The organism is Chryseobacterium vietnamense (assembly GCF_031454475.1).
Classification (GTDB): Bacteria; Bacteroidota; Bacteroidia; order Flavobacteriales; family Weeksellaceae; genus Chryseobacterium; species Chryseobacterium vietnamense.
The window spans coordinates 732633-747456 of sequence record NZ_JAVDQX010000002.1 but is presented as its reverse complement, the minus strand read 5'-3'; the positions used below and the strand labels follow the sequence as shown (position 1 = coordinate 747456).

The 14824-nt window shown below is 36.0% G+C and carries 14 protein-coding genes and 1 pseudogene; 6 read left to right on the top strand and 9 right to left on the bottom strand.

All coding sequences use genetic code 11. From position 1 onward, the window contains the following. Positions 1-47: 47 nt before the first annotated feature. From J2786_RS12685 to J2786_RS12665, 5 genes are all read right to left on the bottom strand, one after another. Positions 48-923 (bottom strand): tyrosine-protein phosphatase, encoded by an 876-nt coding sequence (locus J2786_RS12685; RefSeq protein ID WP_047434448.1) that lies wholly within the window; start codon positions 921-923, stop codon positions 48-50. A gap of 92 nt (positions 924-1015) precedes the next feature. Then, positions 1016-1663 (bottom strand): thiamine diphosphokinase, encoded by a 648-nt coding sequence (locus J2786_RS12680; RefSeq protein WP_047435877.1) that lies wholly within the window; start codon positions 1661-1663, stop codon positions 1016-1018. Then, positions 1653-2222 carry a cob(I)yrinic acid a,c-diamide adenosyltransferase gene (locus J2786_RS12675; protein ID WP_047434450.1) on the bottom strand — a complete coding sequence of 190 codons (570 nt, stop codon included), beginning with the start codon at positions 2220-2222 and terminating at the stop codon, positions 1653-1655. Before J2786_RS12675 ends, J2786_RS12680 begins: the two co-directional genes overlap by 11 nt. A 192-nt stretch (positions 2223-2414) precedes the next feature. After that, entirely contained in the window at positions 2415-4835 is a 2421-nt protein-coding gene (locus tag J2786_RS12670; RefSeq protein WP_310025439.1) for a TonB-dependent receptor plug domain-containing protein, read from the bottom strand. 346 nt (positions 4836-5181) lie between these two features. After that, entirely contained in the window at positions 5182-5766 is a 585-nt protein-coding gene (locus tag J2786_RS12665; RefSeq protein ID WP_156121573.1) for a hypothetical protein, read from the bottom strand. A 171-nt stretch (positions 5767-5937) separates the two neighbouring features. Here J2786_RS12665 and J2786_RS12660 point away from each other — a divergent pair, with 171 nt between their 5' ends. Then, a complete protein-coding gene (locus J2786_RS12660) occupies positions 5938-6429 on the top strand; it encodes a DinB family protein (RefSeq protein WP_047434459.1) in 492 nt (163 codons plus the stop codon). A gap of 162 nt (positions 6430-6591) precedes the next feature. Here J2786_RS12660 and J2786_RS12655 read toward each other — a convergent pair whose 3' ends face one another. Then, on the bottom strand, positions 6592-7545 hold the full coding sequence (locus J2786_RS12655) for a helix-turn-helix transcriptional regulator (protein ID WP_047434461.1): 954 nt from the start codon (positions 7543-7545) through the stop codon (positions 6592-6594). 84 nt (positions 7546-7629) lie between these two features. On the opposite strand from J2786_RS12655, the gene J2786_RS12650 reads away from it, so the two are divergent. After that, the gene (locus tag J2786_RS12650) at positions 7630-8202 is read left to right on the top strand and encodes a Crp/Fnr family transcriptional regulator (RefSeq protein WP_047434464.1); all 573 of its coding nucleotides are present in this window, start codon (positions 7630-7632) and stop codon (positions 8200-8202) included. Between the two features lie 152 nt (positions 8203-8354). Beyond that, complete coding sequence (locus J2786_RS12645; protein WP_047434468.1) at positions 8355-8819, top strand: carboxymuconolactone decarboxylase family protein; 465 nt, start codon at positions 8355-8357, stop codon at positions 8817-8819. Positions 8820-8866: 47 nt separating this feature from the next. Here J2786_RS12645 and J2786_RS12640 read toward each other — a convergent pair whose 3' ends face one another. Together J2786_RS12640 and lptB are read right to left on the bottom strand one after the other, a co-directional pair. Continuing rightward, positions 8867-10594 carry an ABC transporter ATP-binding protein gene (locus J2786_RS12640; protein ID WP_052187160.1) on the bottom strand — a complete coding sequence of 576 codons (1728 nt, stop codon included), beginning with the start codon at positions 10592-10594 and terminating at the stop codon, positions 8867-8869. Between the two features lie 503 nt (positions 10595-11097). After that, a pseudogene (gene lptB / locus J2786_RS12635) lies at positions 11098-11823 on the bottom strand (LPS export ABC transporter ATP-binding protein); the annotation flags it as partial. 152 nt (positions 11824-11975) lie between these two features. On the opposite strand from lptB, the gene J2786_RS12630 reads away from it, so the two are divergent. Next, positions 11976-12269 (top strand): TM2 domain-containing protein, encoded by a 294-nt coding sequence (locus tag J2786_RS12630; protein ID WP_047434469.1) that lies wholly within the window; start codon positions 11976-11978, stop codon positions 12267-12269. 73 nt (positions 12270-12342) lie between these two features. Here the strand turns inward: J2786_RS12630 and hemB are convergent, their stop codons facing one another. Further along, the gene (gene hemB / locus J2786_RS12625; RefSeq protein ID WP_047434472.1) at positions 12343-13332 is read right to left on the bottom strand and encodes a porphobilinogen synthase; all 990 of its coding nucleotides are present in this window, start codon (positions 13330-13332) and stop codon (positions 12343-12345) included. A 118-nt stretch (positions 13333-13450) separates the two neighbouring features. Between hemB and J2786_RS12620 the strand changes: the two genes are divergently transcribed. Then, complete coding sequence (locus J2786_RS12620; protein ID WP_047434475.1) at positions 13451-13801, top strand: T9SS type A sorting domain-containing protein; 351 nt, start codon at positions 13451-13453, stop codon at positions 13799-13801. A 108-nt stretch (positions 13802-13909) separates the two neighbouring features. Then, entirely contained in the window at positions 13910-14821 is a 912-nt protein-coding gene (locus J2786_RS12615; RefSeq protein WP_047434477.1) for an ABC transporter ATP-binding protein, read from the top strand. Positions 14822-14824 lie beyond the last annotated feature (3 nt).

Genomic DNA, 14824 nt, shown 5'->3' with positions numbered 1-14824 from the left:
TAAATAAACACCCAATATTGAATCTTGTAGAAATTTAACTCTGATAATCAATACGTAAACTTTTGGATATATTCATTCCTTTTGGCTTCTGAAATCCCCAATACCTGCTGAATATATGCATCTGCAGAACCATACTTTTTATTGATCTCCCAAAAAGCTGCATCAAGATACCTTTTTTCTACCCAGCTCAGTTTTTCCAATACCTGTAAATCCATCTTTGGATAGATAAAATGTAAGCGATTGGCAAGACGAAGTCTTTTCTCAACCATATCCTTTCTGTAGTTGTTGGATAGCAGATATTCATTATAAATGGTTTCTTTATCGAACTTCAGAATTGTCAAGATGAGCGCGGTAGTAATCCCGGTTCTGTCTTTTCCTGCGGTACAGTGGTAAAGAACAGGACCTTTAGATTCCAGAATTTCGGTAATAATCCTTTTTATCGTTTCCGGATTTTCAGTAACGTACTCACGATAGAAATCTATCATTCTTTTGTCTGCATCAGATGCATTCACTTTACCTTTGAGAACCAGTTTTTTGGCCTGAGCCAGCTGGTCTCCTTCATCTTCAAACGCTGAATATTTTTTATAAGTTACCGATGCAGGAAGCTGATCTGGTTTCTGAGAGATTTCTTTAGAATTTCTAAGATCAATTATTTCTTTTATTCCCAGCTTATTAATATCATCAAAAGATTTCTTTGTAAGCTTATGAAGATGGGCACTTCTGTAAAACCTTCCCTCTTTTAAAGTTCTTCCTTCTGTATTTTTAATATTTCCTACCGTCCGGAAATTCGTTACTTTTTTAACATGAATTACTTTTTCAGTTTCATTTTTACCATATTCAGGCGTTTCAAAATGCTGTGTTTTGCATGAAACAATACTGCATAATGAAATGGTGAAAACTGATATTTTGATTAGTTTATTCAATAGCCTTTTTTATAATATGTTTTGACTAAAGCCAATGGACTTTATTTATTTATCTAACGGGCTAAAGCCCGTTTCTATTGATAATTGATTCTTTAATAGATTATTGGATATTCTATTTCACTAATTCCTACAAATAACAAGACATCACCTGATTCATATTCCACAGAAACCTCATCTTCAACAGCGAAATTCCGGGTTCCTATTCTTGAAGTAATGCTTAGGGTTTCTTTGGTCAAAGGCCAGTTGAGTCCTTTTGTAGTGATGTTATTCACTGATGGAAACGGATAAAGAGAAATCATTCTATTTTTCACTCCTTTCAGTGTAAAATGATGGGGAATAAAATAATATTCTGAGAATTCATCATAAAATTTTATTTTCATCTGGTCTTTGAATGCAAAAGCAACGGTAAGATTTCCAAGAAAATGATCCTGCTCGCCACCGCTTCCTCCGAAAACATCAACCTCTGAAAAACCTTTTTCCTGAATAATTTCCAGCGCTTTGTGAAAATCTGTTTTTTCCTGATCTAATGTAAGGATGAATTTTTCCTCATACATATCCTCATCTGATCCCGAGTGCGAATCAAAATCACCGGAAATAAAATCCAGCTTATCCAGAGGAAATCCCATTCTTTTCAAATAATGGAAAGCACCGTCTGTACAGGCAATCAAACCATAATTTTCCGGATTGGGTAATGATTTTGGGGCATCTCCATTGATGAAAAGTAATGCTCTATCTCTCATTCGGGTTCCAGTATTCTTCCGGTTCATTGTTCAGTTTTGAAATATATCTGGCCAATACAAAAAGATAATCTGAAAGCCTGTTTAAATATTTAATCAGTTCGGGACGTACTTCTTCGGATTCATTCAGAAATACCAGTGAACGCTCTGCTCTTCTGCATATTGTTCTGGCTGCGTGTAAAAAAGTCGCTGATTTGCCTCCTCCAGGCAAAATAAAATACTGAAGTGGTTCCAGTTTTTCGTCAAAAGCATCCATCCATTGTTCCAATTCTTCAATTTCCGTTTCTGAAATAATGATCGGAAGGCGGGATTTCCCATTGGCAAGCATCAGCTTATCCACAGGTGTTGCCGCTTCTGAACCTACAGTGAACAAATCAAACTGTATTTTCTTCAGCTGTCTCAGCACTTCCTGATCTTCGATATGACTTTTTGCAATCCCGATGAATGAATTCAGCTCGTCTATATTTCCATAACTGTCTACTCTGGCACTGGCTTTAGAAACTCTTGTTCCGCCGTATAGAGCAGTCTGACCTTTATCTCCTGTCTTTGTATAAATTTTCATAGTACTAAAATACCTTTTTTTATACAATGTAAAAAGTAAAATATAGTAATAGCTTCCTGTCCGGTCTGAAAAAATAAAACTGACATTAAAAACTAATGTCAGTTAATATTTGTGTATAAAGGTTTTATATCTTTTGAGACTACTTTCCCTTGTTAAGCATGACAAAGCAATGCTGATCTCTTTATTGTAAGATTAAAAAGTATAATTGACGTTGAGCTGAAAAGTGGTTCCGTTAAATCCAAACTGGTTAACTTCCCAAGGATATCTGAACCTTCCTCCAAGGTCAGTTACCACATCTCCTTTGCTGTCTATGACATCCGGATAGATATTAAATAAATTATTTACCACTCCGGAAATTTTAAGGTCATTCGTTATTTTATAGGTTAAAACTACGTCTGTAACTACCTTACCGGAAAACGTCTGATCTTTGGCAGGATCAGTGGCGTGCTGCCAGGTAACAGACCCAAAATAAGTATTGTTTAAGTTAAAATTAAACTTTGTAATATCATAAGAAAGACTCAGAATAGTTTTTGTTTTTGGTCTTGCAGAGGTAATCCTGGACTGTTCTTTTCTGTCAAAAAAGTTTTCTGAGTAACCATTTTGAGCCAAAATAGGTGGAACGGCGATATTATCTACTATTTTAGTTTCATTGTAATTGAAAGCAGCAATAACTCCCAATCTTCCTTTACCAATAGCGGAAGTATTATAATTAGCAACGAAATCTATCCCCTGAGTAACGGTATTTACTGCATTGGTGAAAAACTTCAGGGAGGTTATTTTATTATTGTTTAATATGACTTCCACAGGGTTTGTCAGGTCCGGACTCCCCGGAGCACCTGTTTTGTAACCAATATCTCCTGAGAAAAGTACCCTGTCTTTAATTTTTATTCTATAATAATCAGCTGTGATAGTCAGATTTTTAAAAGGTTTTATGGCCAATCCTCCGGTAATGTTAAATGCTTTTTCAGCATTTAATTTAGCCACTCCAAGATCAGATCTTACAATCTGAGAATCATTATTAAAGGTACCCTGATTAGCTACCGTATTCCCTGTAATTTTGGTCTGAACATTGGAATAATAAATCTGGTGTAATGAAGGTGCACGGAATCCGGTAGAAACAGACCCACGAAAAACCAATTTATCATCTAATATCTTATATCTTGCATTTCCTTTCCAGGAAACATTATTTCCAAAATCACTGAAGTTTTCATATCTCACCGTTCCTCCAAGCAGCAGGTCTTTCGTAACATCCCACTCAGCATTCATATAAGCTCCGATATTCTGACGGTTTTTATTAACTTCATTTTGAGGCTGCAGTCCCGGAAATGATTCTGCACCACTTCCTGTATAAGATGCTTCTTCTCCTGCCTTTGCCTGATAGTTTTCATTGCGTACTTCAGCTCCGGCTCCTAAAACAAGCGCACCAAAATCACGGCTGATATCTATGTTTCCTATAATATTACTGAACTGATGACCACCTGCCTTAAAACGGGTTGGGGAATTGGCACCCAAAGACGTATTAATCGTGTTTGCTACAGCATAATCTACGGCATTAGAGCCAAAAGTCGCACTCCCGTCAAAACTCCATTTTCCAAACATACCTTTCCACCCGGAGGTTAGATTATAATCATAAACATCTGTTTTAAATTCCGGCTGAAAACCATTGTAAGGTTGTCCTTTTGGAGTTAATAAGCCAAAATCTGAAGTTACCCAATAAGGTGTTCTGTACAAAGCAAAACTGGTCCCACTTCTGTACGTTGTTCCCCCAAAAGCATAAAATTTACCTGTTTCACCCGTTGGCAATTCAAAATTGACAAACATATTGCCCACTTTTGTTTCCGGTTGTCCAATGATCATTCCTAAACCAGGGTTAGCCTGAGTCCAGGCATTATCTACACCAAAAAGTTCATCTTTTGTAATAGATCCGGCACGGTTCGTTTTATTTTGGGAGGAAAATCCTAGTGTAAGATTCAGACTTCCTGTTTTTGCTACTCTGATTCCCGTATTGAAATCTGCTCCGATATTAAAACCATCTCCTTTTGAAGTGACACCTGAAAAAAGATTGACCGTACTTTTTCCAACACTGTTCTTAAGAATAATATTAATTACTCCTGCAATAGCATCAGAACCGTATTGTGCAGATGCCCCGTCTCTCAATACCTCTACGTTTTGTAAAGCTGCTGAAGGAATACTTTTCAGATCTGTACCTACTTCACCTTTTCCTGGGGTATCATTTACATAAATTAATGCACTTTGATTTTTTCTTTTACCATTTACCAAAACCAATGTTCTGGAAGGCCCTAATCCTCTTAAATCTGCAGGATCAAAATGAGCCGTTGCATCAGAAACGGTTTGTTGTGATGAATTGAAAGATGGAACGGCATAGGTTAAAGCTTTATCAAAAGTTACCTGCCCGGTGGATTTTAACTGTACAGCAGAAATATTATCAATGGGAATTGCTGAGGTAATGATGGTTCTTGGCTTGGTTCTACCGGTGGTTACCACAACCTCATCTATTTTATTTTGTTTTATGCTGTCCTGAGCATATCCCATTGCACCAGCTCCGCTTAATACTAATGCATAGATTTTTCCATTAAATAAATCATTCTTCATGTCAATTGTTAATTATTCAATAAATCTAGTAAAAAAATTAACATTAAACACAAAAACAAAACATATAATAATAATTTGATTCCATATTTGCGAAAATTATACCATTTCACAAAAAACAAGAATTAATATACAAAACGTAAAGTAATTTATTAATAATATGAAAAAAAATAAATCAATAACATCACATTTGTATAAAAAAATCAATTAGTTAAAATCAGAAATAAATATGATTTTATTCGTTCTGAAAGGTAATTTTCAATGGATTGAGATGGGTTCGCCTATGGCTCGCAATGAATGGAAATGAATGGGAATAAAAAATGGCCGGGAGAAACCGGCCATATCCAAATTATTTATTTACCTCTACGTATTGTATGATGGTCTGATTTTTTGGGTTGTAGATAATGGTACTACTGTTGGGAAATCTTTTCAGTTTATAATACTGAATATTTTTATCGGATTTAAGATCCTCGAGAACCTTGGTATCAAATGTATTGTCAGGAAGAAATTTTGATATAAAGCTTATTTTATCAATAATATTCTGTCCATCAATCTTTCTGGCCGTTTTATCAGATTTATTTTCATCCGATGTTGGCTGACCTTCCAAAAATGGCAGCAACACTGCAATATCGGCTTTATATTTTAAAATATATCCCTGAGGTCTTCCCGGAATTCTGATTTTCTTTCCTTTTTCCTCTGAAACAATAGCAGCTCCGGTACCAGGAAAAACGGTATTGAACTTAACATCTTCGGAATTCGTTATAGAATTAATAGATTCATTTACAGTTTTCTTTACGGCTTCTTCAACAACCTGTTGCGTTTTTTGCTGTACAGTTTCAGTTGTTTTCTGGACGGTCTGGTCAATTTTTTCTTCTATCTTATTGCATGATACTAATAAAAAAGCTGTAATAACAGGCAAAATAAACTTCTTCATAATTCTAATAATGGCGATTTCTTTATTAATATACTTTTCTTCTAACGCAAAAGTAGGGATCAATATTTTAAGAAAGAAAAAATATTTTTTTACGATCCGAAATACTACTGACAAACTGTTGTCATAACTCTGTCTTACCTTTGTATCAACAACAAACAAAAACAAAACATTATGACAACTACAGCAACAGCCACTAAACAATTCATGACTTCTGAACAGCTATTACATGACTGGCAGGGACACAGAAATCTGACAAGAAGAGTTATTGAAGCTTTTCCAGAAAAAGATTTATTTGAATTTTCAATAGGCGGAATGAGACCGTTTGCAAAACTGGCAGTAGAGCTGATTGGCATTGGCGGACCTGCTTTGAAGGGAATTGTTGAAGGAACTATGGAAGCTTACAACGAAGAAGCTTTTAATCCAAAAACAAAAGAAGAACTTTTAAAAAAGTGGGATGAACAAACAGAAGTAATCAACCATTATTTCAATATGATTTCTGAGGAGCGTTTCCAGGAAACTTTCAATTTATTCGGAGAATATGAATTTCCGGTATATCAGAACATTCTTTATTTTGTAGACAACGAAGTTCATCACCGTGGACAAGGTTATGTTTATCTTCGAGCATTAGGAATTGAACCTCCTTTCTTCTGGGAGAGATTTTAATAAAGTAAAAAGGCACAATTGCAGAAAGGTTAAACACAACTTATATCTTTTTTTGCGACACAACAAATTTGCTGATTTGCAATTTTGCCTTTTACTCCAACCATTTCATTTATTTGCCTCAATTAAGTCTTTAAACCTCAACAGCTGTCTTGTTGGGGTTTATTATTGATGTCTTTCCACCATTTTAACGAGCATTTCATTCAAACGTGTACGAAGACTTTCCGGCTCCAGAACGGTAGCATAATCTGCAAAAGTGATCAGCCAGCGGGGAAATCCATCACTGATCCATTCTGTCTCAAAGGTGAGCTCCATTCCCTGTTCGGTTTCTACTTCTTCTATCAATCCGTAATATTTTTTAGAATTTACCAAATGATTCATGATCTTTTTGTCAACCAGAAGTTTGGCTTTAACCTTATTTCCATTCGATTTTTTACGGTAATCATTCACTTGTCCATATTCCTGCAGAAAAGGATTCTGTGTTTTGGAGATTTCCAGGATCCTGTCGATACGAAACTGCCTGAAATCTTTTCTTAAAGTACAATATGCCATGATGTACCAGATATTAAATTCGAAAAACATCCCGACTGTTTCAATAGCTCTGTTATCCACTCTTCCATCCACAGTCTTATATCTGATATTGAGCTGGGTTTTCTCTGCAATGCTTTCCAGAATAATAGGAATTACATTTTTAAGTGAATCTCCGGAATCTGTATGAAAGCTGAAAACATCGATTTGCTTTTCAATATTCTTAATCAGGTTTTTATCAGAATATTTCAGTACAGAACGCACTTTTTCCATGGCCGCCTGATAATGATTTCCCAGACTTTGGTGGGAAAATTTCTGCATCAATTTTTCAGCAGTAATAAAACTTAACACTTCTTCTTTGGTAAACATAATCGGAGGAAGCTTGTAACCATCCATTAAAGAATAGCCGTTACCCGCTTCTCCAACAATGGGAATACCCGCATTTTCGAGAGTTTTCACATCACGGTAAATGGTTCTGATACTTACATCGAACTTTTCAGCCAGATCCTGTGCCCGTACAACAGGTTTCGACTGTAATTGGGTAAGGATAGCCGTTACCCTATCGAGTTTTTTTAGATAGTGATCGTTCATTATGTAACAAAGCTAAAATTCTTTTTTGAGAAATGAGACGGCTTTTTTTATTAATTTTATTTTTAATCAAACAGTATCTTCTTTATGCTTCATAGTCATTTTGTTCAGTCTATTGAAAAAATTTTAAAACCGGAACAGGCAGTCATAGACGAACTTGTATCCCATCTGGAATCCAAAGCTTACAGAAAAGGGGATTTTCTGTTAAAAGCAGATGAAAGCTGCCGGTATTTTTATTTTATTGAAAAGGGATTGGTAAAACTGTTTTTTGATAATGGTGATAAAGATTTTATCATGACCTTTTTTGCTGAAAATGCATTTTTCGCTGAACTGAGCGGTTTTCTTACAGGACAGCCATCAAAATATATGATCGTAGCGCTGGAACCTACTGAAGTTCTGCGGGTACACAGAGATGTAATTGAAGGATTATGTAAAAAATACCATACTGCAGAAACACTTTTCAGTAAACTTTATTCCAAAGCTCCGGTGAATATGATGGGAAGGATCAGTGAGATGCTGGAAGACGACGGAAAAAAACGCTACCATAATTTCATGGAGCAAAGACCGGACCTTATCCAACGCATCAGTCTCGGAGATCTTGCAGATTATATCGGAATCACTCAGGTTTCTTTAAGCAGAATAAGAGCACAGAAGTTTTAGTTATTGAAGACCGGATATATATCATCTACCTAACAGTAACTTCCAGCATCAGCTTTTAAAAATCTTTCCTTATAAAATTTATCATTTGTAAAAAAATTCAGGAAAATACAGTTCTACATTTGTCACATAATTAATCAAAAAAAACAAATATTATGTCACAAAGAATCAACGCATTTGCGATCGGAAACAAGGCTGTAAATGCACTTCACAACATGGGATTTCAGGTTCAAAACTCTTCACTGGACAATTCATTTCTGGAACTGATGTATTTCCGTGTTTCACAAATGAACGGATGTGCTTTCTGCCTGGATATGCATTCCAAAGAATTGAGAGCAAAAGGTGAAACTGAGCAGAGAATATTTCTGGTAAGCGCCTGGAGAGAATGTTCATTTTATACAGATAAAGAAAAGGCAGGATTTTTATGGGCAGAGACTTTAACTGCTTTAAACGGTAAAGAAGTGAATGATGAAATTTACGCAAAGGTAAGTCATCATTTTTCTGAAACTGAAATGGTAGATTTAACTATGGCTGTGATTGCAATCAACAGTTATAACAGAATTAATATTGCCTTTGGAGCAGATGTAGGAGCATATCAGGTTTCTGAAAAAGCTCATTAAGCAATTCTAAAAAATAAAAACTCAGTCTGGCCGCTGAGTTTTTTTATTTAATTTTCTTTAAAAGTATTCACCAGTTTATCGAGATTCAAACTGCGGGCTGAGGCATCAAAAATCTCACGATATGTACCTTCTTTATTGTAAAGCTCATCATGAGTACCATTTTCAACCACTCTTCCTTTTTTCATCACATAAATGGTATCTGAATCCAGAATCTGTGAAAGTGAATGGGAAATAATGATTACCGTTCTGCCTTCTTTTATCGCATCTAAAGAATTTTTGATCTGTTCAGTGGCTATTGCATCCAGGCTGGCTGTAGGTTCATCTAGAAAGATAATGGGAGGATTTTTAAGAAATAATCTGGCAATAGCAATTCTCTGCTGTTGTCCTCCTGAAAGCTGAGTGGCATCATGTTGGTATTTTTCCGGAAGATCCATAATCTGATCATGCAGGTAAGCTTTTTTTGCAGCCTCCTGAATTTTTTCAAAACTGGCATTCATATCTCCGTAACGGATATTATCTTCTATACTTCCCTGAAAGATATGATTTCTCTGGAGTACAAGACCAAGATCACTTCTCAGAAAAGTATTGTCAAATTCATTAAGGTTGACTCCATCCAAAAGAATCTCTCCGGAATCCGGAAGATAAAATTTACACAAAAGATTGATCACCGTTGATTTTCCTGCACCGCTCAATCCTACCAAAGCTGTCGTTTTCCCGTTTTCAATTTTCATGGAAACATTATGTAAAGCTTTCGTACCATTGGGATAAGTGAAATCAACATTTTTCAGTTCAAAAGTTCCTTTGATTTCTTTTTCTACAAAGTTTCCGTTGGATTCTGTTTCATGATCTGCATTCAGAATATCAAAATACCCTTCGGCATAAATCATGGCATCGTTCATATCATCATAAATCCTGTGGAGCTGTCGGATTGGTGCCGAAACGTTATTAAAAAGCATAATATGAAGCATGATAGCACCGATAGTCATTTGCTGATCAAGCACCAGATAAACAGTTAAAAGAATAATCAAAACAACACCGAACTGCTCAATAAAAGTTTTTAACCCATCATAAATAAAATTGGTTCTTCTTGTGATCATCTGGCTTTCCATGAGTTCCATCTGCAGGTCATATTGTTTTTTTCCTTCAAATTTTTCACGGACAAAACTTTTAATCACCATGATAGAATTGATCAGGTTCAACAGTCCTGATGTCTTTTTTTCTCTCTGATTTCTAAGCTGGCGTCTCACTCCGCCCAGTTTTTTGGCCTGCAGCGAACTGATGTAGAAATAAATGGGAACAATGATCGTAGAAACGAGCCCTACGTACACATTCTGCATATACATAATGATAAGGGCAATGATGGCATTGGAAAAAAGAGGCAGGATATCAATAAAAAAGTTCTGAACTAATCTTGTCAGACTTTCTATCCCGCGGTCTATCCTGATCTGTAACTTTCCGGACTCGTGGTTTTCATCATTAAAATAAGCGACTCTGTAAGTTAAAATCTTGTCAATGGCAGATTGTGCCAGAACGGAGCTCACATTAATCCTGATTTTTTCGCCATAAAATTTCTGCCCGAAGTTGATAAAAATGTTCAATAGCTCTTTTCCCAGTAAAATAATGGAAATAATGATAAGAATATGAATTCCCTCCGACATCGGATGTGGAAGATGAGTAAGCTTGGTGACTTCATCCACCGTGTATTTCAAAACAATCGGGTTGACCTGTGCTGCAAGAGCTCCCAGAAAAGTAAGAAACAAAGTTCCGTAAATCATAGGTCTGTAAGGTCTGATAAAGGGGACAAGCTGTTTATAGATTCCGAATAAGGTAACGGTTCTGTTAAAAGGTTTAGCCATAGAAATCATTTTAAATGAAAAACGTACCGCTTTCAAAAGAAAAAGGTACGTTTTATTATCATGTTCAGCAAGTGAATGCTTATATTTTATCCTTCATACATGTAAGTTGTAAGGTAATGCAGCTCTTTTCTGCTGGCTTCTTTAGATTCTGCTTCTGCCTGTTCCAGAGAATATTGGGAATTGATTTCCTTTTTCTGGAAAATAAATGAGTTGTTGGCATTTTTATCCACGACATCATTAAAGATATGCTCAATTTCAGAATTCGCTAATGAAGCAAAGCTGATATCTTCAAAACCATACATTAGCCTCAGGTCATCAAATTGCCTGAAGTTTTCATCTACAAATCCCTGCAGCTGTGCTTTGGAATCAAAGTTACCAGCCCAGATATTATAAGCATACTTCTTCTTTTTAGGCTTATCTAAAATACTTTGATACACGAAGTTTTCACCCAGATAGGCTTCTCTTACCTGCGGATCATTGGCAAGATCTTCCGGAAGTCCTTCTTTCAGGATCTTTCCTTCAAACATGATATAAGTTTTGTTGGTAATTGCCAGGGTTTGCTGTACGTTGTGGTCGGTAATCAGAATTCCTATATTTTTATCGACAAGACTTCTTACGATTTTCTGAATATCTTCTACGGCAATCGGGTCTACCCCTGCGAAAGGTTCATCCAGAAGAATAAAGTTCGGGCTTGTAGCAAGACATCGTGCGATTTCGGTTCTACGTCTTTCTCCCCCGGAAAGAAGATCTCCTCTGTTTTTACGGACATGTTGCAAAGAAAACTCTTCAATCAGTTCATCACATTTGATCTGCTGCTCACGCTTCGAAAGCTTGGTCAGCTGCAATACTCCCATGATGTTTTCTTCCACAGACAATTTTCTGAAAACGGAAGCTTCCTGTGCCAGATACCCGATTCCTTTCTGAGCTCTTCGGTACATGGCATCGGTAGTGATCTCCTGCTTGTCTAAGAAAATTTTTCCTGAAGTAGGCTTAACCAACCCTACAATCATATAAAACGATGTGGTTTTTCCTGCCCCGTTCGGACCCAGCAAACCAACAATTTCTCCCTGTTGAACCTGTACAGAAACGCCTTTTACAACTTTTTTAGGACCGTATTCCTTGATTAAGTTTTCTCCTCGTAAAATCATAGGGCAAATATATCAAAAATATAAACTTCACTTATAGGTTAATATCAACTTGTTGAGGTTAAATGCAAACTTGTTCATTTACAAACTATTGTAACTTTTCATCATTTTAATCTACTTATAGTAAACTATCAAACAATTATAAATGTTAAGCAATGGAAAATTACGGTTATACTAAAACAGAAAATGTACAAAACCAGCAAAGCAATGTTCCTTACCGCTCGGAAAAGAAAATCCCAGCTGCTTTATTGGGAATTCTTGTGGGATGGCTGGCTTTAAATAAATTTTACCTGGGCTATACAAAAGAGGGAATTATTCAATTGGTTCTGAATGTTGTCACTTTAGGTGCAGCCTCCATCATACCTTTTATCGAAGGTATTTTATATCTCTTTATGAGCGATAAACAATTCGATGATACGTATGTGTATGGGAAAAAAGGCTGGTTATAAGAATCAGAAAAATCATAAAAATTCCGGCTGTTCTTTTCAGAACAGCCGGAATTTTATTTTAATACATGCGATCTTATTTATTCAACAAGATAGCTGCTTCTTTTGCAAAATAAGTAAAGATCATATCTGCTCCTGCTCTTTTGAAACATGTTAAGCTTTCAAGGATGGTTTTATCATTATCCAGCCATCCGTTTTGGGCAGCTGCTTTTACCATGGCATATTCTCCGCTTACATTGTATACTGCGATCGGAAGATCAATGGCTTCGCGTACTTTAGAAACAATATCCAGGTAAGGAAGTCCCGGTTTGATCATGATAACATCTGCACCTTCGTGGATATCTTTAAACACCTCATTCAATGCTTCACGGGTATTGTGGAAATCCATCTGGTATGTCTTTTTATCTTTCGGAATTTCCATATCATCTTTCGGAGCACTGTCTAGCGCACTTCTGAAAGGTCCATAGAAAGAACTTGCATATTTGGCAGCATAGCTTACAATTCCTACATCTGTAAATCCACTTTCTTCCAATGCTTCACGAATGATCTGTACTCTTCCGTCCATCATATCACTTGGTGCCACAAGATCAGCACCTGCTTCGGCATGAGATACTGACATTCTTGCCAGTGCATCATTGGTAGCATCATTTAAAACTTTTCCGTTTTCGATGATTCCGTCGTGTCCGTAGATCGAATAAGGATCTAAGGCTACGTCGGGCATCACAATCATTCCCGGAACGGCATCTTTAATCGCTTTGATAGTATTCTGCATCAATCCGTCTTTGTTCCAGGCTTCTTTTCCTGTATTATCTTTCAGATGTTCTGACACTTTCATGTACAAATTGACAGCTTTCACTCCCAAAGAAAATAATTCCTTACATTCCTTCACTGTTAAATCTATACTCCGCCTAAAAATACCCGGCATAGACGGGATTGCCTCCTGCTTGTTTTCGCCCTCCATTACGAAGATCGGCATTACAAAATCATCAGTAGTAAGCACATTTTCTCTTACCAGACTTCTGATAGATTCATTAACTCTAAGTCTTCTATTTCTTGAATGTATCATTTTGGAATACTTTTTGAATAAGTTTCTACAAATTTAATATAAGTTCTACAAAAAACTATTGTATGAAATTGTAGAATTTGTTACATTTGTTACATATATTCGAGAAATTATAAATTTGATGAAAAAACTTTTACTTTTATTTCTATTTGCAGGCACTTTTGTTGGGTTTTCCAATAATTTAAAAGCTCAGCTTAGAGAGCCGGGTTCCATCACTCAAAAGGCGGATGATGGTGTACTGCTTGCCTATCCGAATCCTGCTAAGGATTTCCTTATCATTAAGGCAAAAGATTCTTCTTTAAGAATCAAAAGCGTGACTTTTTATTCAATTTTGGGTATGCAGGTCGCTAATTATACGGTAAATATGAACTCCGGAGAGATTAATATTGAAAAATTAAAGCCCGGAAAATATATGATCCGATATATTTTAAGTGACAACACACAGAAAGTTACTCAAATCGTGAAACAATAAATTAAAATCCTGATAATCATCAGGATTTTTTCTTTTACATTAATTCTGTTTTAATATTTCCGTAACTTTCGGGACTTTTTCATACTAATAGTAAAAAAGAACAATTTAATGCTAAAAGCTGAACATATTAAAAAGACCTATAATGCCGGAAAAAAGGTCGCACTGGATGATTTTAGCATCCATGTTCCAAAAGGAAGTATTTATGGCCTTTTAGGTCCCAACGGAGCCGGAAAAACTTCTTTTATCCGAATCATTAACCAAATTACTCAGGCAGACTCCGGAGAAATCCGGATCAATGGTCAAAAGCTGAACCCAGGTCATATTAAAGACATCGGCTATATGCCTGAAGAAAGAGGACTTTACAAAAACATGACTGTTGGTGATCAGATCCTGTATTTCGGGGAACTGAAGGGAATGAGCAAAAGCGATGCTTTGAATGAAGCCAAAAAATGGTTTGAAAAACTGAACATTGACCAATGGTGGAAGAAAAAGCTTTCTGAACTTTCTAAAGGAATGGCTCAAAAAATCCAGTTTGTAGTTACTGTTCTTCACAGACCTCATTTGTTGATTCTTGATGAACCTTTTTCAGGTTTTGACCCCGTGAATGCCAACTTAATTAAGGACCAGATCATTGATCTTAAAAATAATGGAACGACCATCATTCTTTCTACCCACAGAATGGAAAGTGTGGAGGAAATGTGTGATTATGTTGCTTTAATCAACAATTCAAAGAAAATTATTGATGGAAGAGTTTTTGATGTAAGAGAAAAATTCAAGAAAAATATTTTTGGAATTACGCTTTCTGAGGTAAGCAATGATCAGTTTGAAAATTTCAGAAACAAATATGAGATCTTCAACCTATCCAATGAAAATAATCTTGTCTCTTTTGACCTGAAAAATGAAGAAAGTCAGAATAATGTTCTTCTGGATCTTGTACAGGTAGGTAAAGTAAGATCATTTGATGAAAGAATCCCAAGTATGAATGAAGTGTTTATTAATGCTGTAAGTAACCATTCTTAATTT

What these genes read in the sequence shown, in the direction of transcription:
- hemB (WP_047434472.1), bottom strand. Translation starts at nt 13,332, where the DNA reads ATGATACATTCAAGAAATAGAAGACTTAGAGTTAATGAATCTATCAGA.
- J2786_RS12630 (WP_047434469.1), top strand. Translation starts at nt 11,976, where the DNA reads ATGGAAAATTACGGTTATACTAAAACAGAAAATGTACAAAACCAGCAA.
- J2786_RS12660 (WP_047434459.1), top strand. Translation starts at nt 5,938, where the DNA reads ATGACAACTACAGCAACAGCCACTAAACAATTCATGACTTCTGAACAG.
- J2786_RS12680 (WP_047435877.1), bottom strand. Translation starts at nt 1,663, where the DNA reads ATGAGAGATAGAGCATTACTTTTCATCAATGGAGATGCCCCAAAATCA.
- J2786_RS12675 (WP_047434450.1), bottom strand. Translation starts at nt 2,222, where the DNA reads ATGAAAATTTATACAAAGACAGGAGATAAAGGTCAGACTGCTCTATAC.
- J2786_RS12640 (WP_052187160.1), bottom strand. Translation starts at nt 10,594, where the DNA reads ATGATTTACGGAACTTTGTTTCTTACTTTTCTGGGAGCTCTTGCAGCA.
- J2786_RS12665 (WP_156121573.1), bottom strand. Translation starts at nt 5,766, where the DNA reads ATGAAGAAGTTTATTTTGCCTGTTATTACAGCTTTTTTATTAGTATCA.
- J2786_RS12670 (WP_310025439.1), bottom strand. Translation starts at nt 4,835, where the DNA reads ATGAAGAATGATTTATTTAATGGAAAAATCTATGCATTAGTATTAAGC.
- J2786_RS12615 (WP_047434477.1), top strand. Translation starts at nt 13,910, where the DNA reads ATGCTAAAAGCTGAACATATTAAAAAGACCTATAATGCCGGAAAAAAG.
- J2786_RS12655 (WP_047434461.1), bottom strand. Translation starts at nt 7,545, where the DNA reads ATGAACGATCACTATCTAAAAAAACTCGATAGGGTAACGGCTATCCTT.
- J2786_RS12650 (WP_047434464.1), top strand. Translation starts at nt 7,630, where the DNA reads ATGCTTCATAGTCATTTTGTTCAGTCTATTGAAAAAATTTTAAAACCG.
- J2786_RS12645 (WP_047434468.1), top strand. Translation starts at nt 8,355, where the DNA reads ATGTCACAAAGAATCAACGCATTTGCGATCGGAAACAAGGCTGTAAAT.
- J2786_RS12620 (WP_047434475.1), top strand. Translation starts at nt 13,451, where the DNA reads ATGAAAAAACTTTTACTTTTATTTCTATTTGCAGGCACTTTTGTTGGG.